Source organism: Streptomyces sp. NPDC027672 (assembly GCF_055566335.1).
The window spans coordinates 58,577-81,589 of the sequence record NZ_JBVHSO010000021.1; the positions used below are offsets into that span (position 1 = coordinate 58,577).

The window sequence follows — 23,013 nt, forward strand, 5'->3', positions numbered from 1 at the left end:
TCGTCGAGTACGTGTCGGCCCGGCGGGTGCCGCCGCTCCCTCTCAGAGCAGGTCCTCGGAGAGCGGGTGGGGGCCGGTGGCCGAGAGCCAGCCCGTGCTCTGCCCGGCGTAGTCGGCGCCCTCCTCGTCGGAGGCGGCGTCCCGGAGCTGACGCAGGTGCCCGGCCACGCGGTGCCGGGCCGCCTCGCAGTACAGGTCGGCCAGGTGCTGGCCGTCCTCGGCCGCCGGCGCGGCGGTCCGGGTCATGCCGGAGGCGCGGGCCAGGACGACCGCCATGGTGAACAGTTCGGCGGAGATCCGGGAGAGCAGGACCAGCACGCGCTGGCGGGCGGCGAGCGCGGACCGGTCCGGATGGCGGCGGGCCAGCTCCCGGCAGGTCAGCCCGAACCGGTGGGTCTCCCCGACGACCGCCGCGAGATGGGCGCGGTTGCGGTCGGTCAGGTCGGCGTCCAGGAGGCTCGCGTCCGGCGCGGCCGGGGCCTGGGGTTCGTCGGGCTCCGGGTAGTAGTACGACAGGATGTTGCGGCCCGCGAGCCAGTAGTCGATCAGGAAGTCCACGCCGCCGGAGATCCGCATGTTCCGCACGTCGCGGACGGCCTGTTCCACCGGCAGCGCCGGTGCCCCGCGGCGCTTCTTGCTCGCCGCCGTCTCGTAACCCTCCGCCGCCAGCAGGGAGAGGGTACGGTCGGCCACGCGGCCGGCGACGACGGAGGCGATGTTCTTCGCGACGTTCTGCTCGAACGCCGTGTTGCGGCCCAGGTCCTGGTCCTCGTTGAGCAGGGCGGCGCGGGCGACGCTCTCCACGGCGAAGGTCTCCGCGAGCGTGTCGGCGAGTCGGCGCTGGATCTCGTCGTACTCCCCGAGCGGGCGCCCGTCCACGACCCGGCGGCTGACGAACTCCCGTGACCACCGGCAGCACAGCTTCGCCACGGCCAGCGACGGCGCCACGATCATGTGCAGCCGGCCCCGGGTGACGAGCCGGGAGACGGCGGGGGTCAGGCGGGCCTGCCCGTTCCCCTCCTCCAGGAGCCGGTGCTCGGCGGGCACCCGGACCTTGTCCAGGGTGATCCAGCCGTTGGGGAAGCCGCGGATGCCGGAGAACTCGTGCCACTGCCCGCGCGAGAACCCCGGGGTGTCGGCCTCCACGAAGAAGACCTGGTTGGTGACGGTGCCGTTCTCCCGGACGGTCGCGGTGACGCTGAACAGGGTGCCGAGGGGCGCGTGCCCCACGAAGATCTTGTGGCCGTCGAGCACGTACGCCGACCCGCCGTCGACCGGCACGGCGGTGGTGGCCCGGTGCTGGTTGGCGGCGCCGCCGGGCTCGGTGTCCGCGGTGCCGGACAGGCCGCCCAGCTTCTGGTGGCGGTGCAGCAGGTCCTTCAGCGGCCCGTCCGCCACCACCGGCCAGAAGGCGGGCGTGCCGACCGAGTTCTCGATGCCCATCACCAGGGCGACCGGGAAGCAGTGGCTCGCGGCGGCCTGTACGACCCGGAACACGTTGAAGTGCGACAGGCCCAGGCCGCCGAGCGACGGGTCGAGCTGCAGGCTCAGATAGCCCCGGGACCGCAACAGCGGGTACAGACTCTCGGGCAGCCGTCCCGAGGCCTCCACCTCGGCCGGGTCGACGTGTTCGCGCAGGAAGGCCCCCAGACCGGCGACGGCCTGGTCCCCGGCCGCGCGGTCGGCCGCGTCCTGTTCGGCGAAGGGGTGGACCAGATCCCAGCGGAAGCGGCCCTGGTACAGCTCCTCCAGGAAGCTGGGGCGGTCGGGGTCGGAGGAGAAGTTGCGCGGCTGGGCGGGACGTTGCTGCACCATGGGCAAGCCAATCGGGGTGGGGGGCGGGGAGTACGTCAGCGGCCGGAGGCCGGCGGCGCCAGGGCCTCGTCGATCGCGGCGGCGAGCGCGGGTACGTGCCGGCTGCCCAGGATGCTGTGGTGGTCGCCCGGCAGGGGGCGCACGGTCACCCCGGCGCCGTACAGCGGGGCGAGGCGCCGGCCCAGCCGCGTACGCCGGTCCTGGTCGGTGCCGGCCTTGAGCAGCAGCAGCGGTGCGCGGACCGGCCGGGGACGGTGGCGCAGCATGGCCCTGATGCTGGTGTTGTGCAGCCGTACGTAGTCCGGCACACCGGCGGTGAAGCGCAGCCCGGCCAGCTCCCGCACCCGGGGCAGCTCGCCCTCGGGCCGGTCCGGCACCAGGCGCCGGGCGCGGGGGCCGCGGAACCGGGCCTCCCACTGCAGGCCCAGGCTGGGCACCAGCCAGTGCGGCAGGGCGCCGACCGGCAGGCCGCCGGTGGCGGGCAGGAAGCCGTCGATGCCCACAAGGAGCTCCACCGACTCGCCCATCGTCTCCAGCAGGCGGGTCATCTCGTGGGCGACCATCGCTCCGTACGACCAGCCGCCCAGCAGGTACGGCCCGGTGCGCTGCACCTGCCGCAACACGGTGACGTGGTGCGCGGCGATGTCCTCCAGGCGGGCCAGCGGACGGCGGTGGTCGTCGAGGCCGGGCGCGTCCAGGCCGTAGACCGGCCGGCTGCCGTCGAGATGGCCGGCGAGCTGCCGGTAGCAGAGGGTGCTGCCGGTGGCCGGTGCCACCAGGAACAGCGGGCGGCCCGAGTCGGCCGCGCGGAGCAGCGTGAGGTGGTCGGGCAGGTGGGCGGGCGCGGCGTCGGCAGGCGCCGCCGGTGCCGTGGTGCCGGGGGCGCGGTGCTGTCCCGCGGCGGGGACGCGCTGCCGGACGGTGCTGACCAGCGCGGCGAAGGTGAGGTCGTGCGGCAGCGACGTGACGGGCACGTCGTGCCCCAGCCGGTGGCCGATCAGTCCGCTGAGCTGCACGAGCATCAGCGAGTCTCCGCCGAGCCGGTGGAAGTCGGCGTCGTCGCCCGCCGTGGGCGTGCCCAGCACCTCGCACCACAGGGCGGCCAGGTCCGCGGCGAGACCGTCCGTGCCGGCCGTGCCGGCCGTGCTGTCCGCGCCGTCCACGCCCGACGCGTCAACCGTGCCGGACGGTCCGGCCGGGGTCTGCGCGGCCGGTGTGACCTGTGCGGCCGGTGCCGGTGCCGGTGTTGGCGCCGGTGCCGTGAGCCCGGCGTCCGCAGCCGGGGCCGTCTGCTCCGCCTCGGGTGCGGGCGGGCCGTCCGGCAGCCGCAGGCGTCCGGGCGGCGGGTCCAGGGCGAGCAGACGCGCCAGCCGGCCGGGATCGACGCGGGGCACCTCCAGGTGCCCCCAGGCGGGGCTGTCCGGGGAGGGATCCAGACCGCGGCGCAGCCGCTCGCCCTCCCAGGAGTCGGGGTCCTCGGTGACCACCCAGGCGGGGGCGCGGCCGGGCTGCCGCTCGTGCACCTCCCGCCACCGGTCCGCGCCGGCATGGCCGGTGGCCGGCAGGTAGATCAACCCGTCGTCTCCTGGCGCCTGTTCGGGTCCGGGGCCGGCCGCGAAGACCACCAGGTGGTCACTGGTGAGGCTGGCGTCCACCGCCTTGACGTCGGTGAATCCGGCGTCGTCGATCGCGCGCAGCCAGGTGGGCGCGTCGAGGTGGATGGAGTCGGTGCGCAGCTCGTCACCGAAGTCCCACCAGCCCGGCGCCAGACCCCACATGACATGGGACCAGCGGGCGATCTCCGTGACCTCGACCAGACCCAGCCGGCCGCCGGGCCGCAGCAGCCCGGCGAGCCGGCGCAGCGCGGTGGGGACCGACTCGGCCACGTGGACGACGTTGTACCCGAGCACCAAGTCGTAACTGCCGAGCACAAGTTGCTCCTCGACCGGGTCCGTGCCGATGTCGTAGGTGGAGAACCGCAGGTCGGTCAGACCGAGTTCGGCCGCGCGCGCCTCGGCACGCCGGACGATCAGCGGACTGACGTCGGTGATGTGGTACTCGATGTTCCGCCGGCCGGGCCACTCGGTCAGCAGGGGCCAGGTCAGCCGGCCGGCTCCCGCGCCGATCTCCAGGACGCGCACCGTGCGGCCGGTCTCCTCGGCTCCGGCGGTCGCGGTGCGCACGACGTCGCGCAGGGCCTCCAGCGCGGCGGCGCAGTCGTCCAGCGGAATCCGGTTGTCACGCAGGCAGTCGTCGAGGAACCCGGTGTCGGCGTCGGGGTAGAGCACCGAGACGGGGGTGCGGCGACCGGCGAAGACGTCGGGGTAGGCGGCGGTGACATGGCGCAGCATCCGCTTCAGGCCCGGGAGTTCGTCCAGCCCGGAGCCGACGGCCAGCGCCGCGGCCAGCGAGGCGGTGAGGGTGCCGGCGGCCTGCCAGTGGTCGCCGTCCCGCGACAGCCAGCCCTCCTGCTCCAGTACGCGCAGGCAGAAGTCGGTCAGTGCGGGCAGGCGCCGGCCGGGATCGATGCGCCGGCGCAGCTCCTCGTCCGTCATCCGCCGGCCGTCCGTGAGGCCGGTCATCGCCACGATCTGCTGTCCGGTCAGCCCGGCGCAGTACAGATCCAGTGTCCGGCTCAGCTCGGTCCGCCGGGTGAGCGGTGTGGTCCGGCTGGTCCAGGCCACACCGTCCGCGGCGGCGTGCACCGGTGCGGTGAGATCGGGCAGCGGCGCGGCCTCGACGTACTCCCGTACCGGCAGGCCCTGTTCGGCCAGGTCGGCGGCCAGCGCGGCGGCGCGCGGGTGGCCGTCGCCGACCACGGTCCAGGCCGGGGGCGCGCCGTCCGCCGCGGCGGCGGAGAGCGGCAGGGGCCGCGGTGCGAGATCCCACCAGACCCCGCCGCGCCAGGCGTGCGCGCCGGCCTCGGGGCCGGGCAGCCGGGGCGGTGCGGCGCCGTCGCCGAGGTCGAGCAGGGCGACGGGCTGTCCGGTCCGGGAGTGGTGCGCGGCCCAGGCGTCCCAGTCGGGGGCGGCGGCCGCCGGGGCGCTGGTCAGCACGTCGGTCAGTCCGCGGCCCGCGACGAACAGGGGGGCGCCGAGCCGCCCGGCGGTCTCGGCCGCTTCGGCGAGCACCGGGGCGACACCCGGCGCGTCCGGGCCGGGCAGCGCTTCCCGCTCCGGTGGGACGGCGATCACCAGGGGGCGCCGACCGGCCCGGACCGCGAAGTCGCCGGCCGCCGCCGCGAGGGCACCGGGCCGCCAGGCGACCGAGGTGACCCCGTGACCGGACAGGGCCGGGCCGAGCCCGGCGGAGTCTCCGGCCAGCAGCACCTCGTAGGCGTCGGGACGGGTGGCGGAGGCCTGCGTCCACACCGGGGTGACGGCCTGCGGAGTGCCGTGCGAGGCGGACGGGGCCGCGGTCGGCGGGGCCGCCGGCGGACGGAGCGGTGCCGCGGGCGGGGCCGGCACGGCGGTACGGGCCAGCGGGTGGGGCGGCAGGGAGCAGATCCGTCCGGCGCGCACGGGCGGCAGGGACTCCCACTCCACGTCCACCCCTTCCTCCCACAGCCGCGCGAGACCGCCGAGCAGGGTCCTGCGCTCGTCGGACGGGGAGCGGCCCAGAAGCGGGACGGCGACGAGGTCCGCCGACCGGCGGACCGCCTCCCGGGTCAGCGAGTCCCCGGGACCCAGCTCCACCAGGACCGGCGCGCCGCCCTCGGCGAGCGTGCGCATCCCGAGGTCCAGCCGGATGGTGCCGGTGAGCTGCCGGGCCCAGTAGTCGGGGTCCTGCGCCTGCCCAGGGGCCGTCCGCTCGCCGGTGAGCCCGGAGATCCACGTCCCGTGCGGTGTCTTCCCCGGCACGTCGGCCACGGCCTTGCGCAGGTCCTCGGCGGCGGTCGCCATCAGCGGGGAGTGGAAGGCGTGCGCGGTCGGAAGGAGCCGGCTCGCGGTGCCGGCGGCCTGCCGGCCCGCGGCGAACGCCTCGATCCGCTCCGCAGGGCCGGACACGACGACGTAACCGGACCCCACCGTGGCGAGCGACAGGCTGTCGTCCAGCAGCGGCGCCACCTCGTCGAGCGGTGCGCGCACCACGAGCATCCGGCCGGGCGGCGCCTGGTGCATCGCGCTCGCCCGCGCGTGGACGAGGTCCAGGGCGTCCTGCCAGTCCCAGCCGCCGGCGACCGTGGCGGCGACGTACTCGCCGACGCTGTGACCCAGCGAGGACTCCGGGGTGACGCCCCAGGCGGACAGCTGCCGGGCCAGCGCGTAGCCGTACACGAACAGGCCGAGCTGCTGGTGGCGGGTGTCGAGGAACCAGTCGGGGGAGGTGCCGGGGTCCAGCGCCGGTGCCAGGTCGATGTCGTGGCGGGCGCGGACGTGGGCCCGGCAGGTCTCGAAGACCTCGCGGAAGACCGGGAGCAGTGCGTGGGCGGCCCGTCCGTGACCGGCTTGCAGGGCGCCCTGCCCCGGGAAGAGGAAGGCCATCCGGGGGGTTTCCGCGGCCTGGGTGGTCCGGTCGCCGCCCCGCAGCAGCGCGGCGGCCTCGGCGGCGGTCCCGGCGACGACCGACAGGCGGTACGGGAAGCGCCGGCGCGCGGCCAGGGTCCGTGCCGCGTCCGCCGGCCGGGGCGCGTCGGCCGCGCCGAACCGGTCGGCCAGCCGGGTGCGCATCGTGTGCAGCGCCTCGGGCGTGGCGGCGGACAGGCAGAGGGCGTGTGTCCCGTCGGTCTCCCCGGGGTCGCCCGGCTCGGTGCGGGGCGGTTCCTCCAGGACGAGGTGGGCGTTGGTACCGCCGATGCCGAAGGAGCTGACGCCGGCGAGCCGGGCGCCGGTCTGCTCCCAGGGCCGGTACTCGGTGCTGACCCGGAACGGTGACGCGTCGAGGTCCAGGGCCGGGTTGGGGCGGGAGAAGTGCGGGGTCGGGACGAAGACGCGGTGGTGCAGCATGAGCGAGGTCTTGATCAGGCCGGCGATGCCCGCCGCGGCGCCCGCGTGGCCGATGTTGGCCTTCACGGTGCCGAGCAGGCAGGGACCGGTGCGGGAGCCCTCGCTCTCGGCGGCGAACGCCGCGGTCAGCGCGGCCGCCTCGACCGGGTCCCCGACGGGTGTGCCGGTGCCGTGCGCCTCCACGTAGCCGATCTCGTCGGAGGAGACGCCCGCCCGGGCCAGCGCCATCCTGATCACGTCCCGCTGCCCCGCCACCGAGGGCGCCGTGTAACCGACCTTCTCCCGGCCGTCGTTGTTCACCGCCGAGCCCCGGATCACCGCGATGATCCGGTCGCCGTTCTCCAGCGCGTCGGTGAGACGTTTCAGCACGACGACGCCGACCCCGCCGCTGTTGACGGTGCCCGAGGCGTCGGCATCGAAGGCGCGGCAGCGGCCGTCCGCGGAGAGGATCGACCCCTCCTGGTGGAGGTGACCGCCGACCTGCGGCAGGTGGAGCGTGGCGGCCCCGGCGAGAGCCACGTCGCACTCGTGGCCGAGCAGCGCCTGGCACGCCTGGTGGACCGCCACCAGCCCGGTCGAGCAGGCGGTCTGCACAGTGATCGCCGGGCCGCGCAGGTCGAGTTTGTAAGCGGCCCGGGTGGCCAGGAAGTCCTTCTCCCGCCCGATCAGACGCTGAGTGGCCGTGGCGGTGTCGACGCGGCCCGCCGGCGGCGCGGGCGTGTGGTCACCGCCCGCGAACAGGGCGGTCCACCTCCCCGACCGGTCGGGGTCGATGCCCGCGTCGTCCAGGGCCTGTGCGGCGCACTCCAGGAAGACGCGGTGCTGCGGGTCCATCGTCGCCGCCTCGGCGGCGCTGTATCCGAAGAACTCCCGGTCGAAGAGTTCACCGTCGGGCACCACTCCGCGCGCGGGAACGAACCGGGGATCCGTGACGAGCGCGGCGTCGATTCCGGCCGCGTCGAGTGCGGGCCGGTCGAAGCGGCTGATGCTGTCGATGCCCGCGCAGAGGTTTCTCCAGTACTCCTCGAAATTGTGAGCACCGGGGAATCGGCAACTCAACCCGACTATGGCGACAGAGTTCTCCTGCGTCATCGGATCTCCGTAAGCTATGCGGCGTACCTGTTCGTCGCGCCCGCGCGCCGCCAGAACCATGCGGCGCATTACTTATCGCCCCGTTGAGTGATCAAGTATTGCAAGATCCGAACCTGTGTCAACCCCGAGGAACCTCCGCTCGCGCGCTATTGCCTCGGCATTACGGCGGTCACTTCCCGGAGTCTTACGGCAATCTTTCCCTGTTGTTTGCCGACACTGGATCAGGTTCAGGTTTGTGAGTTTCCCCAGGTGAACTGTCGTCATTGTCCGGAATGCAGTACTGCGTGCTGAAGGATGGCGTGTTCCCTTGTGGGGGCACATGGGGGACCGAGGGTCGATTGGCGGCGTCTCGGTGTTCGCCTCGACCTGGGCACATTTAATGTTTCCGCAACATCGCCGATGGGTGACCGGGTTAGATTGCCGTGAGGTTCCAAAGGGTGACGGCCCGGGCCCGGCGCTCAATGAGGCGGTCATCGAAAAAGCTGGCATACATGGCAGGTGTAGCGGACATCATTCGAAGCGGGGAATTATGTGAGGCTGTATGACGTCGCGAGGTTTCAATGTCTAGTTTTGCCGGATGGTCGGCTCGTTCCACGGCTGAGATACGCGAAGCGGACTTCCACCGCGTACGGACGGATCTCGCCGTGCGCGGCAGAGCCGGACACGGGATATGGCGGCACGAGCGTGCCGCCCTTGTGCAGACGGTCGGCCCCACCTGGACCGGGCCGAAGGGGCCGGCCGTGCTCGAGCGGGCCGGGGCCCCGCCGGTGGCCGTGGTCTTCGACGGCCACCTCGCCAACGCCACCGGCCTCGCGGCCTCGCTGGCGCTGCGCCCGGGGTACTCGCCCTCGGAACTGGTGGCCCACGCCTACCTCAGGTGGGGGCGGGCCGCCGTCGAGCGGTTCCAGGGCGACTTCGCGTTCGCCGTGCTGGACGCCGACAGGGTGCTGCTCGGACGCGACCGCCTCGGCATCAAGCCGCTCAGCTATCTGGAGACCGAGAACGGCCTGCTGTTCTCCTCCGACCTCGCCACTCTCGCGCGGCACCCCTGGGCCCGGCCCAGGCTCACCGCGGACGGCCTGAGCGCGTTGATCACGCAACTGCGCCCGCCGGGACGCGGGGTGCTCGCGGACGTGCGCGAGGTGGTGCCGGGAACCACGGTCGAGTTCCGGGCCGGCGGTGCCGGCTCCGAGGCGCGGTACTGGTCGCTGCAGGATCCGCCGGAGGCCGTACCGGACCGCCCCGTCGAGCAGGTCAGAGAGCTGCTGGACGATGCCGTGCGCCGTGCGCTGGGCGACGCCGAGCCCGCCGTGCTGCTGTCCGGAGGACTGGACTCCAGTGTGCTGACCGGCCTCGCCGCCGGCCTCGCGAAACGCCCCCCGCGGACCTTCACGGTCGTGTTCGACCAGACCGGTGTCCCGGTTCCGGACCGGCCGTACGCACAGGAGGTCGTCGACTTCCTCGGGTGCGAGCACCACGAGGCCGAGATCGACCCCCGCGAGCTCTCCGCACCCGGTCTGCTGGCCGAGGTGGCCGCGGCCAAGGACCACCCGACCCCGTTCGGCGACAAGAACATCACGCCGTACGTCTTCGGACGCCGGGTCGCGGAGGCGGTGCCGGTGGTGCTCAGCGGGGAAGGCGCGGACGCGGTGTTCACCGGGCTCGGCGGGGATCCCGACCCCACCCGCACCCTGACATCGTTTCCCTGGATCGAGCGTTCCCGGCGTTTCGGGCTGCCGTACGGCATCGGTGCCGGGCTGTTCGACGCCGGTCTGCTCACCGCCATCGACGTGTCCGGCTGGATCGACTCGCTGTTCCGCGAGGCCGTCGCCGAGGTACGGCACCCGCCGGGCGCGTCCCGCACCGACCGCCTCGCCCGCGAGATCGATCACCTGACGATCACCCGGCTGCTGGAGCAGACGGTGCTGCACTCGGAGCGGATCTCGACGGCGGCCGGGCTGGAGGTGCGCTTCCCGTTCGCCGACCCCGAGGTGGTGTCGGCCGTGTACCACTTGCCGGCGCGGGAGAAGTCCTTCGACGGCAGGGAGAAGAGCCTGCTCCGCGCCCTCGGGCACCACCTGGTCCCGGAGTCGGTGCGCACCCGGCCGAAGGTGCCCTACCCGATCACCTATGACAGGTACTACAAATCCGCTCTCGTGCACCGCCTCCGGGCGCTGCTGGACGACTCGGCGGCCCCGGTGCACGCGCTGCTGGACCGACGTGCCGCCGTCGCTGTCGTCGACGATCCGAGCCGGCTCGACCGTGGCGGCTGGCTCGGCCGCGCGGACGCCGAGATGGTGCTGCAGCTCGACGCGTGGCTCAGGCGGCTGCACGTGCGGATCGAGCTGTGATCCAGCGGTGGAAGGAACGGGTCCAGGGGTGATCCGGCGGCGGAACGGGCGAAGAGGGTGAGACGGGAAACCACGGGACGTCCACCGCTCCCTGGCCCGTGCGGGCTTCCCGGAAGAGTTCCGTGCCGGCTTCCCGGAAGAACCCCGACCGGATAAGCCGCCGCCCGCCGCCCGCCGCCCGCCGCCCGCCGCCCGCCGCCCGCCGCCCGCCGCCCGCCGGAACCCGAACACGCCCACGCACCACTCGCCGACGCGGCGCCGCCCACACCGTCCGGGCAGCGCGCCCGGAGACCCGCCGCTTCGGCCGTACCCGTCTGCCCCCGGCCCCGCTCCTCGCCCGCGCGAGGAGAGCCACCGATACCGGCACCCCGGGGCCGGCAGACGTCTCCCGTTCTCGCGCGCGGCAGCGCGCGACGTCCCCCACATCCGGCTGTCCCACCACGGACCGACCTGACTGCGCCGCACCGGACAAGCACCGGGGCGGCGAAGAAGAAGCCGGACACGACGGAAATGAGGCACTTGTGAGTGACCCGAAGCAGGTCCCGCTCTCGGTCGGGCAGGAAGCCATCTGGGTCGCGTGGAAACGTGACCCGGCTGCCTGGACGAACATCATCCCGACGCCGTTCGAAGTGACCGGCTCGCTCGACGTGGCACGCCTGCGTGCGGCGGTCGGAGAGATCGGCGAACTCTACCCCCAGCTCCGGGGCCGGGTGCTGGCCACACCGGGCGGCCTGGTCCTGGACCGTTCGGGCGGCCCGGAGATCCCGGTGACGGAGACGGCGACGGACCTCCCCAGGGACGAGGCCGTACGCCGAAGCTGGCAACGGCCGTTCAACCTGCGCCGCGGACCGCTCGCCCGGGTGGAGCTGCTGCGGGGCGCGGACTTCACCGTCCTGGTCCTGGCCGTGCACCACCTGGTGTTCGACGGCGCGTCGATCCTCGTGCTCCTGGAAGCGCTGAGCAAGACGTACGCGGGTGCCGCCCCGGTCGTCCCCGACCACGGCGCACTGGTGCACTACGCCGAGCGCTCGCACGCGCTGGCCGACGGTCCGGAAGGCGAACCCGACCGGGAGTACTGGCGGGAGACGCTGGGCGGGCAGGATCTCGACTTCCGGCTGCCGCCGAGCGTCGACGAGACGCAGTACACGGTGCTGGAGGAGCTGATACCCGCGGAACTCGCCGCCCGGCTGCGCTCACGCGCCACCGAGATCGGCGTCTCCTACACCTCGGTGCTCCTGGGCAGCTACTTCGCGTTGCTGCGCCGCTACGGCGGAGGCGCGGACGTCCTGTCGTTCGTGCCCTACCACGGCCGGTCCTCGGCGTCGCTGCGCGAACTCGTCTGGGACTTCGTGAACCCCCTGCCGATCCTGGACCGGCCCACGGCGGACGACACCTACGCCTCGCTGTCGCGCCGGGTCCACGGCCGTGTGCGGGACGCCGTCGCGCACGGCAACCTGCCCCTGCCGGCGATCATCCGGGCGGCCGGCCTCACCGGGCCGGAAGCGGGCGCGCGCACCCACCAGACGGTGTTCCAGGTCTGGAACGCCGGCCTGCGGACCGGGGTCGACGTGCAGGATCTGCCCCTGCACCACGGCGGACACCGGGCGTCGCTGCGGCTGCTCGGCATGGAGAGCTCCGCCGGTTTCCTGCTGGCGACGATGGTGCGCGAGGACAGCGCCGGCACCCATGTGCTGTGGAAGGACCCGACCGGAGCCGTCGGCCCCACCCGCGTAGCCGAACTCGCCCACGACTACCGGTCCATACTCGAAGCGGTCGCCGAGAACCCCGACTCGCCGCTGATCGACGTCCGGCGGGACGTGCAGGCGGACCCCGAGCCCGTCGCACAGACCCGGCCCGGCCCCGCCCAACAGAGGGCCGCCGACGAGTCGGTGGCGGAGATGGCCGGTCTCTGGGCCGAAGTGCTCGGCGTGCGGGAGATCGACCCGGAAGACTCGTTCTTCGAGCTGGGGGGCCACTCGCTGCTGGCGGAGAAGCTGGTGCTGGCGGTCAACAAGCGCTACGGCGCCGAGGCGGCGTCGATCCGGACCCTGTTCGACCACCCCCGGCTGCACGACTTCACGTCGGTGGTGGCTCCGGCCGCCGCCCCGCAGGAGACGGACGACCCGCCGGCCGGGGACACCGTGCCGCCCGAGCCGGACCGTGCCGCCCCGGGGACAGCGTCCGCCGTCCTCGTCCGGCCCGCCTCCCCGCACCAGCAGCGCATGTGGTTCGTGGACCGGTTCGAGAACGGCGAGATCTATCCGGCGGCGCCGACCTACCACAACCTCAGGCTCGTCCTGCGGCTCCCCGAGACCCCCGAACGGTCCCGGCTGGACGCCGCCGTCACGGCGGTCGTGCGGGCGCACGAGGCACTGCGCACCACGTTCGACCACGTGGACGGCCAGGTGGTGCAGCGCATCCACGCGAGCGTCCCGGTGCGCGCCGAGTGGCTGCCCGCCGGCACCGGCCCGGACGCGCTGCGCGCGGCCGCCACCGCACCGTTCGACCTGGTCGGCGGCCCGCTGCTGCGCGTCACCGTGCTGCCGCACGAGGACGGCTCGGCCTGGCTGGCGCTGACCGCCCACCAGGCCGTCGCGGACGACCACTCGCTGCGGCTCCTCGCCCGGCAGCTCCTCGGCGACACCCCCGAACCCAGCAGCTTCAGCACCTGGCACGAGGGGACACCGCACGAGGCACGGCGCGCGGACATCGAGGCACGCGCCGCCGTGCTCAGCCCGCCGGCCGAACCCCTGCGCCTGCCCGAACGGCGCCGCCGCGACGCCGTCCACGTCTACGAGGAGGCCACGGCCGGCTTCTCCGTCCCGGCGGACACAGCGGTCGACGCGCTCGCCGAACGGCTCGGCGTCGCCCCCACCGACGTGCTGCTGGCCGCCTTCACCGCCGTCCTCGGCTGGTACACCGGACAGACCGACCTGGTGCTGGGCCTGACCCACCCGGGACGCCACGACGCCGACCGCCACGTCGTCGGCCCCCTGTCCAACCTGCTGCCGCTCCGCTTCGAGGCGCGGCCGGACACCGCCTTCGGCCACCTGGCGACCGCGGTCGCGGCCGAGCGCGCGCACGCCCAGCGGCACGAGCACGCACCCTTCGACGAACTGGTCCGCCGGATCGACCCGGTCAAGGACATGAGCCGCACCGCCCTGTTCGACGTGCTCGTCACGGTCCTCGACGGAACCGGACCGCAGGAGGAGACCGGCCTCGCGGGCGGCTACGGCAAGTACGACCTGCACCTCGTGCTGCGCGCGGAAGACGGCGGCCACCGGGGCGTCCTCGTCTTCAACGGCCGCTACTTCGACCACGACCAGATCGCCGCCCTCGCGGAGCACTTCACGGCGGTCCTGCGGCAGCTCGCGAAGCAGCCGCACACCGCGCTCGGCGACCTCGACCCGCTGACCGACGACGAACGCCACACCCAGCTGGCGGTCTGGAACGCCACCGGCGCCGCGTACCCGGAGACCACCGTCCACGAACTGGTCCGGCAGACCGCCGGGCGCCGGCCCGAGGCCGTGGCGCTGACGCACGAAGGCACGGAGATCACCTACGGACAGCTCCTCGCCCGCTCCGAGCGGCTCGCCAAGGTCCTCCTCGAACGCGGCGTGCAGCCCGGCGAACTCGTCGCCCTGCTGCTGCCGCGCGGGCCACGGCAGATCGAGGCCATCCTCGCCGTGCTGTTCGCGGGGGCCGCGTACCTGCCGGTCGACCCGGCGGGGCCGGCGGAGCGGGCGGCCTTCATCCTGGAGGACTCCGGGACCCGGTTCGCGGTGACCCCGGACGGCGCCGGCCTCCCCGGGTTCCCGGGGACCGTCGTCGCCGCCGACGCCGAACCCGGCACCGACCCCGCCCTGCCTGCGGTGGCCGCCGACGCGCCCGCCTACTGCATCTACACCTCCGGCACCACCGGGAAGCCGAAGGGCGTGGTGATCACCCACCGGAACCTGGTGCGGCTCGTCACCAACGAGCGCTTCCCGTTCGCGTTCGGACCGAACGACGTGTGGACGATGTTCCACTCCTACGCCTTCGACTTCTCCGTCTGGGAGGTCTTCGGCGCCCTCGTGCACGGCGGCAGGCTGGTGCTCGTGACCGAGGAGCAGACCCGCGACCCGGAGCAGTTCTGGGCGCTGCTGCAACGCGAAGGGGTCACCGTGCTCAACCAGACCCCGAGCGCGTTCGGCCGTATCGCGGACCGGGAACCGTCGACGCCCACGGGGCTCAACCGGCTGCGGTACGTGATCTTCGGAGGCGAGGCCCTGCGTCCGGCGCTGCTGGGCGACTGGCTCGAACGCCGCCCGCACGTACGGCTGGTGAACATGTACGGCATCACCGAGACCACGGTGCACGCCAGCATCCACACCGTCACCCGGGCGGACGCCGACGCGGACGCCAGCGTCATCGGCCGGCCGATCCCCACCACCCGGCTGCTGCTCCTGGACCGCCTCACGGGCCGTCGGCTGCTGCCGGTCGGCGCGGTCGGTGAGATCCACGTCGGCGGCGACGGAGTCGCGGGCGGCTACGCCGGCCGGCCCGAGCTGACCGCGCGGCGGTTCGTCGACTCGCCGTTCGGCGACGGGAAGCTGTTCCGCAGCGGCGACCTGGCCCGGTACCGGCCGGACGGCACCCTGGAGTTCATCGGCCGGGCCGACGACCAGGTGCAACTGCGCGGATACCGCATCGAACCCGGCGAGGTGCGCGCCGCGCTGCTCGAACACCCGCAGGTCCACGACGCCGCGGTGCTGGCCGAACCGGACCGCCTCATCGGGGTCGTGGCCACCACCGCCCCGCTCACCCGGCGCGACCTCTACGACCACCTGGCCACCAAGGTGCCCGGCTACATGATCCCGGGCGAGTTCCGCACCGTCCCGGAGATCCCGTTGACGCCCAACGGAAAAGTGGACGGGGAAGCGCTGCGCCGCCGGCCGGGGACACCTCCGGCCGAACCGGCGGCCGCGGAGCCGGCCGGCACCGGCAGCGGCACGGCGGCGGTCCTCGGGCGGCTGTGGTCCGAACTGCTCCGTGTCTCCGCCGTGCAGCCCGACGACTCGTTCTTCGCGCTGGGCGGGCACTCGATGAACGCGGTCTCGCTGATCGCACGGATCCAGCAGCACTTCGGTGTGAAACTGCCGATGCGCGCCTTGTTCGAGCACCCCCGCCTGGGCGACCTCGCCGCGCTCGTCGACCGCGAACTCGGCGACCGCGCCCCCGCCGTCACTCCGCTGCCGGCGGCGGCCGCCGACGAACCCGGCGACCGCGCGCCCGTCGTCACCGGGCACGCGGCGACGGCAGCCGACGCGCTGCCGGCGGCCGGCCCGCTCCAGCGACAGCTCTGGCTCGCGGAGCAGGTCGAGGAGCGCTCCCGCAACACGGTCCTGCTGTCCTGGAAGGCCGAGGGGCCACTCGACCTGGCGGTGCTGAACCGTGCGCTGGCCGAACTGGTCGCGGGACACGAGATCCTGCGCACCGCGTTCGTGACGGACGGCGGCGTGCTGCGCCAAGCCGTCCGGGAGCCGTGGCGGCCCCGCATCGAGCTGGTCTTCGTCGCCGACCCCGCCGAGCCGGACGAGGAACTGGCCCAATGGCTCGACGAGACCGCGGAGCAGCCCTTCGACCTGGAGTCCGGGCGTCTGCTGCGGTTCGCCGTGGCGGACCTCGGACCCCACGGGCACGCGCTGCTGGTGTGCGCACACCACCTCGTCATCGACGGGGAATCGGTCCCGACACTGCTGTCGGAACTCGACCGCTACTACCGTGCCGTAGCCGACGGAGTCCCCGCCGAGCCGCCGCGCACCCAGTACCGCGAGTTCGTCGCAGCGGGCGAAGCGGCACGCGGCGGCGAACGGCACCGCCGTGACCTCGACTTCTGGCGCGCACGGCTCGACGGCGCCGGCAGCACGGTGGAGTTCCCCGAACCGCCGGTGCCGCCCGAGCCGGACGGGGCGGTCACGGTGCCGCTGCCGGCCGGCCTGGGACAGCGGCTGCGGCACCTCCAGACCCGCTCCTCGGTGTCCTGGTTCATGGTGGTGGGCGCCGCGCTGGTGACCGCGGTGCACCGCTGGACCGGCCAGTCGGCTCTGACGGTGGGCGTCCCCGCCGTCCAGCCGGAGCGGGGCGCCTTCCCGGACCTGCTCGGCCCCTCCCTGAACACCGTCGTGCTGCGGTCCGACGTGACCGCCGGCACCTCGCTCGGCGACGTACTGACCGCGCTGAGGACCGAGACGCTCGACGCGTTCGCCCACGCCGGCGCCCCGTTCGAGGACGTCCTGGCGGAGCTGGCCCCGGCGCGACAGGCAGGACGCTCGCCCTACACCGATGTCACGCTGAACATGAATCTGCGCAGCGACCGCAAGGCGGAGCTGGGCGGCACGCGTCTGCGGCCGGTCTTCCTGGACCGGCTCGGTGCCAGGGAGGCCAAGACGGGCATCACCCTGACCGTGGCCGAAGAGGACGGCGAGCTGGCCGCCGTGCTGTCCTACCAGGGGACGCGGGTCTCGGCGAAGCAGGCCGGCGTGCTGGCCGCGGCGGTCGGCGACCTGCTCGCCGGCCTGGCGGACGCCCCGGAGCGGGCCCTGGCCGACCCCGTCGACCCGCACCGGCCGTGGCGGTGAGCGGCGAGGTGACACGGGCGTGCCGCGCGACCCGGCCCCCCGAGAGACGAGACGCGTCATGAGCGGACCACGCAGCGCCTGGATCATCGGAAAACCTCTGGCGGACCGCCCTGTGGTCACCCTGTACTGCTTCCCGCACTCGGGCGCGCTCGTCAGCGAGTTCGTCCGGTGGGGCGCGCGGCTCCCCGGGGTGCAGGTCTACGGCATCTGCCCGCCGGGGCGGGGCCCCCGCTCGCGCGAGCGGGAGCCGGACACCGTCGCGGAGTTCGTCAGGGATCTGGTGGACGAGACGGAGTTCGCCGAGCCGGCCGTGTTCTTCGGACACAGTCTCGGCGCCCTGACCGCGTACGAGACGATCCGGGAACTGCGCGCCCGCGGCAAGCCGCTGCCCCGCAGGCTGATCGCCTCGGCGCACGCCGCCCCGCAGCTCGGACGCACGGCCACCGGGCTCTCGGGCCTCAGCGGCCCGCGGCTCATGGCGGAGATCGAGGCCCGCTACGGCGCGCTGCCACCCCACGTGACCGCCAACCCCGAGCTGACCGCCCTGGTCGTGCAGGCGTTCCGCGCCGACTTGCGGCTGCTCGACTCCTACCGCCACCAACCCGGTGATCCGCTCCCGGTGCCCATCGAGGTCTTCGGGGGCGAACAGGACACCTCGGTGCCGCCCGGCACCCTCCTGGCCTGGCGGCACCGGACGGCCGGGGACTTCACCGCCCGGTGGTTCACCGGGGACCACTTCTACTTCCGGCACGCACCGGAACCGGTGTACGCGGCGCTCCGGAACGCACTGCTCCGACCTCTCCCCTCGAAAGCGGGCCTTTGACATGACGACAGACGCCCAGATCCGCCTCCACTGGTACCTGCCGAGCTCCGGGGAGACCCGGCAGTTCCGGCAGGGCGGCACCAACGTCGTGCTGCCCGACCGGGGCTCCGCCGGACCCGGCGGCTTCCGCGCACCGACACTGTCCTACCTGACGGAGATCGCCCTGGCGGTGGAGGAGGCCGGGTGCACCTCGGTGCTCGTCCCGACCGGGTCCTCCTGCGAGGACCCCTGGATCGTCTCCTCCGTGCTCCTGGCGCACACCCGCACCCTGCGGTTCCTGGTGGCGCTGCACCCCCGCACCCAGCACCCGCTGCTGACCGCGCACCACGCGGCGACCTTCCAGCGGCTCGCCGGCCACGACCGCCTGGCGCTGAACGTGGTGACCGGTGAACCGGGCTGGGAGGCACGCCGTTACGGCGACCACGGCGACAAGGCCGTGCAGTACGCCCGCACCGAGGAGTTCCTGCGGGTCGTCCGGCCCCTGCTGGCGGGCGAGTCGGTGGACCACAGCGGGGAGTACTTCGCGACGCAGGACGCCTCCGTGACGGCCCCGGGGCGCGACCTGCCCGCGGAGCCGCCGGAGATCTGGTTCGGCGGGTCCTCGGAGTACGCCCGGCCGGTCGCCGCCCGGCACGCCGATGTCTATCTGAGCTGGCTCGAACCGCTGGACATGATCGTGGAGAAGATGAAATGGCTGGCCGAGGCGGTGCCCGAAGGCCGCCCGGCACCACGGTTCGGCCTGCGCGCCTGGCTGCTCAGCCGGGACACCACCGAGCAGGCGTTCGCGGACGCCGAGCGGCACCTCGCCGGCATCGACCCGGCCCACGCGGCACAGGCCCGCGCACTGCTGGGCGCCCGAGGCTCGGTCGGCCAGGCCAGGGGCCAGAGCCTCCTCGACGGAGCCAGCATCGAGGACCCGGACAGTCTCCACGTGGCGCCCAATCTCTGGGGCGGCTTCGGGCTCCTGGCCGGAGGCTCGGCGCTGGCGTTCGTCGGCAGCCACGCGGAGGTCGCCGACCGGCTGGAGGAGTACCGCGAGATCGGCGTCAGCGAATTCATCCTCTCCGGGTTCCCGAACCTGGAGGAGGCCCACTGGCTCTCGGACGGCCTGGCCCCGGAGCTGCGCAGGCGGGGACTGCTGGCATCGAGGTGACTCACTCGACGGCCTGGGAGCGGGCCCGGTAGAGGTCGCGCAGCAGGGCGATCTCGGCCCCGTGGTGCAGCAGTTCCTGGTTGACCCACCACACGACGCCGATGAAGGGCTCCTCCGGGTCGCTGCCGTGTGGGTAGCCGCAGTACCCGACCGTGTCGAGCGCCGCGTCGTCGGCGCCCAGCAACGCCGTCCGCCAGGCCGCCGCCCCGGCGTCGAAGGCGGCCACCGCCGCCGCCGCGCCGCCGGGGACGGGAACGTCGTCCCGGGTCAGCCGGTGGCCGCCGGCGGTGTGCTCGGCGCGCAGCGTCAGCATCTCGCCGAGGTGGCTCAGGCGCCACGCGAGGGTGGTGAACGGCGGCGGCCAGGGATGCGGGTAGGCGGCGGCGTCGCGTCCCCACTCACCGGCGCCCGCCAGGAAGGTGGCGCGCGGCCCCGGCCCGTCCGCGCGCCGCCGTACCGACCAGCAGTCCGGCACCGGCTCCCACAGGTACTCCGCGTCGGTCAGGGGAGCGACCGGGGTGTCCGTCCCGTCGCCGCTGTCCATGACGGGACCCGTCAGCCGGCGGGTGAGGCGCTCGCGGGCGAAGTCGAACTGTTCCAGCAGCGGCAGCAGGCGGGGCGGCACCGTCATCGAAGGCTCCTGTGTCGGACCGGTTCCGGACGATCCGCCACCCTGGCACAGCCGCCCCCGCGACCGCCTGCCGATTTTCCGTACGGCGGCCCGCAGGCGTGGACACGCGGCCGGTGGCCACGGTTCCTCTCCGATTCCCTGATAGGCAGGTCTCCACCGGCTCAGCCCCGACAGACCGGAGAGCATCCCATGAAGATCCACCTCACCAGCGTCTTCGTCGACGACCAGGAGAAGGCCCTGCGCTTCTACACCGGGCCGCTGGGCTTCGTGAAGAAGCACGACGTGCCGCTCGGCGAGGACCGGTGGCTGACCGTGGTCTCACCGGAGGACCCCGACGGCCCCGAACTGCTGCTGGAGCCCTCCGGCCATCCCGCGGTGGGCCCGTACAAGACGGCGCTGGTCGAGGACGGCATCCCGGCCGCCTCCTTCGCCGTCACCGACGTACGCGCGGAGTACGACCGGCTGCGCCGGCTCGGGGTCCGCTTCACCCAGGAGCCGCTGGAGACGGGCACGGTCACCACGGCGGTCCTGGACGACACCTGCGGCAACCTGGTCCAGATCGTGCACACCCACTAGGACGACGCCCAGGTCACCGGCCCGGCGGATCTCGCATGGCTGCGCCGGCCGGCCACGGCCTACGGTGGGGGCGTGCGGGCCCGACCGGACCGGAGGAGTGCACGTGGAGATCGTTGCGTACGGCGTCCTGTCCGACGAGGAGCCCTTGCTCCGGGCCGCGTTCGACGAGGCGTTCGACGGCCGGCACGGACTGCGCTGCCTGGGGCTGTTCCTGGACCGGGACACCGCCCCGACGGCCGTCGGCCACGAGGTCGTGCTCAGCAGCGTCAACGACACCCTGGACGCGGGTGTGCTGCGCGCGCTGGCCGACGGCGGAGCCCGGATGATCGCCCAGCGCTCCACCGGCTACAACAACATCGACCTCGCCGCCGCGCGGAAGCTGGGGCTCACCGTGGCCCGGGTCTCGTCCTACTCGCCGTACTCGGTCGCCGAGTTCGCCTGGACCCTGGCCCTGGCCGTCAACCGCCGGATCGTCCGCGCCGCGCACCGCACCCGGGAGTTCGACTTCCGGCTCGACGGGCTGATGGGCCGCGACCTGCGCGGCCGGACGGCCGGCGTGGTCGGCACCGGGAAGATCGGCGCCGCGTTCACCCGGATCGCCCACGGGTTCGGGATGAGACTGCTGGGCTGGGACATCGCGGAGAATCCCGACTGCCTCGCGCTCGGCATGCAGTACGTGCCACGCGAGCGGCTGTTCGCCGAGGCGGACCTGGTCAGCCTGCACGTGCCGCTGCTGCCGGACACCCATCACCTCGTCGACGCCGACGCGCTGGCCCTGATGAAGGACGACGCGATCCTGGTCAACTCCAGCCGGGGCGGCCTGGTGGACACCGACGCCCTGCTGGAGACGCTGCGCGCGGGACGGCTCACCGGAGTGGGCCTCGACGTGTACGAGGAGGAGGCCGGCGTGTTCTTCCTGGACAAGTCGCTGGAGGTGATGACCGACGAACGCCTGGCCCGGCTGATGACCTTCGGCAACGTCCTGCTCACCTCGCACCAGGCGTACTTCACCGAGGACGCCGTGGGCCAGATCGTCCGGACGACCGTGTCCAACGTCGAGGACTACCTCGCCGGCCGCACCGGAGAGAACACGCTGGTCGGCGCCGTAACCCCCTGACGCCACGAGCGCCGCCCGGCTCGTCACCCGGCGTCGGCCGCCGGGAGCACCACGCGCAGTTCGTATCCGCCGTCGGCGGTCGGACCCGAGGTCATCGTGCCGCCGAGGAGTTCGGCGCGCTGGCGCAGACCGATCAGACCGTGGTGGGCGCCGGGCAGCGGCAGCGGCGGCTGCGTCGGCGCGCTGTTGGTGACCGTGACGTGCACCGAACCGTCGCCGTGGGTCAGCTCGATGCGCGCGGTGGCGCCCGGAGCGTGCTTGCGGGTGTTGGTCAGCGCCTCCTGGACCGTGCGGTAGACCGCGCGCTGCACGGTCGGCGGCAGGCCCTCGGGCAGCTCCATGCGCAGTTCGGTCCGGATGCCGCAGTTGTCGGCCAGCCGCCGGATGTCGCTGAGCGCCGGCTGCGGGGTCAGCTCCGTGGGGTGGCCGCTGGAGGCGCGCAGGACGCCGACCATGTGGCGCAGCTCGTCCAGCGTCTGCACGCTCAAGCGCCGGATCGTCGCCGCGGCCTCCTTGGTCTCCGGATCGCCCGCGCCGACCTGGAGCGCCCCCGCGCGTACGGCGATCAGACTGACCTGGTGGGAGACGACGTCGTGCATCTCCCGCGCGAGCTGCGCGCGCTCCTTGGCCAGCGCGGCCTGGGCCGTCAGCAACTGCTGGTGGTCACGCGCCTCGGAGATCTCGGTCAGGCGCAGCGACAGGGCACGGCGGGTCAGCACGAGCTGCCCGAGGAAGACGGCCGCGGCCGCCGTGGCGAAGCTGTAGCCGAGCGGGATCAGCGTCGAGGTACGGGTCGGATCGAACCGCGGCGACGGCAGGGACGTGGTGTCGCTGACCGCGAAGACCAGGGCGCAGGCGACCAGCAGCGTCCGCGGCCGGCTGAACGAGGCGAGCGTGTACAGCGCGGCCAGGCAGGCGACGACCGCGTCCGACAGCAGCACGGCGGGCAGGGTGAGCACGAACGTCAGCAGCGGCTGCCGCCGGCGCAGCAGCAGGACCACCGCGGCGCCCAGCGCGCAGGCCATCCGCAGCCGCTCCTCGATGTCCCAGTGGGCCCACACGTCGAGGAGCGCCATGGCCACGGCCACGCCGTCCAGGAGCAGCGGGGACGGGCGGCGCCGGGTCATCCCGTGCCCTCGGCGAGGAGTCCGGCCCGCTGGGCGAGGAGGGCGGCCTGCACCCGTCCGCTGACCTCCAGCTTGTTCAGGATCGCGCTGACATGGTCCTTGACGGTGCCCGTGCTCAGGTGCATCCGGGCCGCGATGTCCGTGTTGGACAGGCCCTCGGCGATCAGGACGAGCACCTCGCGCTCCCGGGAGGTCAGCCGGTCCAGGGCCTTCGGCGGGCGGTCCTGCGTCCCGGCGCTGAGATAGCCGTCCACCACCGTGCGCGTGACCTTCGGCGACAGCACCGTGCCGCCCCGGGCCAGGCTCTGCACCGCGGGCGGCAGCGCCTCCGGATCGGTGTCCTTGAGCAGGAAGCCGGCGGCGCCCGAGCGCAGGGCCGTCTCCACGTACTCGTCCATGTCGAACGTGGTCAGCATCGCCACCACCGGCGGCTCCGGCAGCCGGCGGATCTCGCTGAGGACGGTCAGGCCGTCCACGTCCGGCATGCGGATGTCCAGCAGGACGACGTCGGGACGGGTCTCGCGCACGGTCCGCAGGGCCTGCCCGCCGGAGACCGCGCCGACGACCTCGATGCCGTCGGCGGCGTCCAGGATGCGCTGGAAGCCCGTGCGGATCAGGGCTTCGTCGTCGACCACCAGTACCCGGATCACGTGTGCTCCAGCCTGTGGGGGAGTACCGTGTCCGATTCGTACCACGCCGGGGGCGACCGCGCCGCCGGGCGCCGGGGGAGTGGTGCGAACCGGGCGGCCGAAGCGGTCTCAC

11 protein-coding genes are annotated in these 23,013 nt (G+C 73.7%); 6 read left to right on the forward strand and 5 right to left on the reverse strand.

Annotated features, from left to right (window positions below):
* Positions 1-42: 42 nt before the first annotated feature.
* Entirely contained in the window at positions 43-1,815 is a 1,773-nt protein-coding gene (locus ACZ4SV_RS34450; RefSeq protein ID WP_468010239.1) for an acyl-CoA dehydrogenase family protein, read from the reverse strand.
* A gap of 35 nt (positions 1,816-1,850) precedes the next feature.
* Positions 1,851-7,853, reverse strand: a complete 6,003-nt coding sequence (locus ACZ4SV_RS34455) for a type I polyketide synthase (RefSeq protein WP_468010242.1) — start codon at positions 7,851-7,853, stop codon at positions 1,851-1,853.
* A gap of 560 nt (positions 7,854-8,413) precedes the next feature.
* On the opposite strand from ACZ4SV_RS34455, the gene ACZ4SV_RS34460 reads away from it, so the two are divergent.
* From ACZ4SV_RS34460 to ACZ4SV_RS34475, 4 genes are all read left to right on the forward strand, one after another.
* Complete coding sequence (locus tag ACZ4SV_RS34460) at positions 8,414-10,204, forward strand: asparagine synthetase B family protein (RefSeq protein WP_468010246.1); 1,791 nt, start codon at positions 8,414-8,416, stop codon at positions 10,202-10,204.
* Between the two features lie 521 nt (positions 10,205-10,725).
* The gene (locus tag ACZ4SV_RS34465; RefSeq protein ID WP_468010249.1) at positions 10,726-16,824 is read left to right on the forward strand and encodes an amino acid adenylation domain-containing protein; all 6,099 of its coding nucleotides are present in this window, start codon (positions 10,726-10,728) and stop codon (positions 16,822-16,824) included.
* A gap of 58 nt (positions 16,825-16,882) precedes the next feature.
* A complete protein-coding gene (locus ACZ4SV_RS34470) occupies positions 16,883-17,647 on the forward strand; it encodes a thioesterase II family protein (protein ID WP_468010253.1) in 765 nt (254 codons plus the stop codon).
* A gap of 1 nt (position 17,648) precedes the next feature.
* Positions 17,649-18,800: an LLM class flavin-dependent oxidoreductase gene (locus ACZ4SV_RS34475; RefSeq protein WP_468010257.1), complete on the forward strand. Its 1,152-nt coding sequence runs from the start codon at positions 17,649-17,651 to the stop codon at positions 18,798-18,800.
* 1 nt (position 18,801) lies between these two features.
* On the opposite strand, the gene ACZ4SV_RS34480 is transcribed toward ACZ4SV_RS34475, so the two are convergent.
* Positions 18,802-19,431 carry a DinB family protein gene (locus ACZ4SV_RS34480; RefSeq protein ID WP_468010260.1) on the reverse strand — a complete coding sequence of 210 codons (630 nt, stop codon included), beginning with the start codon at positions 19,429-19,431 and terminating at the stop codon, positions 18,802-18,804.
* A 189-nt stretch (positions 19,432-19,620) separates the two neighbouring features.
* Here ACZ4SV_RS34480 and ACZ4SV_RS34485 point away from each other — a divergent pair, with 189 nt between their 5' ends.
* Entirely contained in the window at positions 19,621-20,007 is a 387-nt protein-coding gene (locus ACZ4SV_RS34485) for a VOC family protein (RefSeq protein WP_468010264.1), read from the forward strand.
* Positions 20,008-20,110: 103 nt separating this feature from the next.
* Positions 20,111-21,124: a 2-hydroxyacid dehydrogenase gene (locus ACZ4SV_RS34490; protein WP_468010268.1), complete on the forward strand. Its 1,014-nt coding sequence runs from the start codon at positions 20,111-20,113 to the stop codon at positions 21,122-21,124.
* A gap of 23 nt (positions 21,125-21,147) precedes the next feature.
* On the opposite strand, the gene ACZ4SV_RS34495 is transcribed toward ACZ4SV_RS34490, so the two are convergent.
* Both ACZ4SV_RS34495 and ACZ4SV_RS34500 read right to left on the reverse strand, forming a co-directional pair.
* On the reverse strand, positions 21,148-22,251 hold the full coding sequence (locus ACZ4SV_RS34495) for a sensor histidine kinase (RefSeq protein ID WP_468010272.1): 1,104 nt from the start codon (positions 22,249-22,251) through the stop codon (positions 21,148-21,150).
* On the reverse strand, positions 22,248-22,901 hold the full coding sequence (locus tag ACZ4SV_RS34500; RefSeq protein ID WP_397936024.1) for a response regulator: 654 nt from the start codon (positions 22,899-22,901) through the stop codon (positions 22,248-22,250). Before ACZ4SV_RS34500 ends, ACZ4SV_RS34495 begins: the two co-directional genes overlap by 4 nt.
* Positions 22,902-23,013: the final 112 nt, after the last annotated feature.

Excerpts from the sequence above, each read along its gene's own strand:
- ACZ4SV_RS34480 (WP_468010260.1), bottom strand. The coding sequence starts at position 19,431 with ATGACGGTGCCGCCCCGCCTGCTGCCGCTGCTGGAACAGTTCGACTTC.
- ACZ4SV_RS34450 (WP_468010239.1), bottom strand. The coding sequence starts at position 1,815 with ATGGTGCAGCAACGTCCCGCCCAGCCGCGCAACTTCTCCTCCGACCCC.
- ACZ4SV_RS34495 (WP_468010272.1), bottom strand. The coding sequence starts at position 22,251 with ATGACCCGGCGCCGCCCGTCCCCGCTGCTCCTGGACGGCGTGGCCGTG.
- ACZ4SV_RS34475 (WP_468010257.1), top strand. The coding sequence starts at position 17,649 with ATGACGACAGACGCCCAGATCCGCCTCCACTGGTACCTGCCGAGCTCC.
- ACZ4SV_RS34470 (WP_468010253.1), top strand. The coding sequence starts at position 16,883 with ATGAGCGGACCACGCAGCGCCTGGATCATCGGAAAACCTCTGGCGGAC.
- ACZ4SV_RS34485 (WP_468010264.1), top strand. The coding sequence starts at position 19,621 with ATGAAGATCCACCTCACCAGCGTCTTCGTCGACGACCAGGAGAAGGCC.
- ACZ4SV_RS34455 (WP_468010242.1), bottom strand. The coding sequence starts at position 7,853 with ATGACGCAGGAGAACTCTGTCGCCATAGTCGGGTTGAGTTGCCGATTC.
- ACZ4SV_RS34460 (WP_468010246.1), top strand. The coding sequence starts at position 8,414 with ATGTCTAGTTTTGCCGGATGGTCGGCTCGTTCCACGGCTGAGATACGC.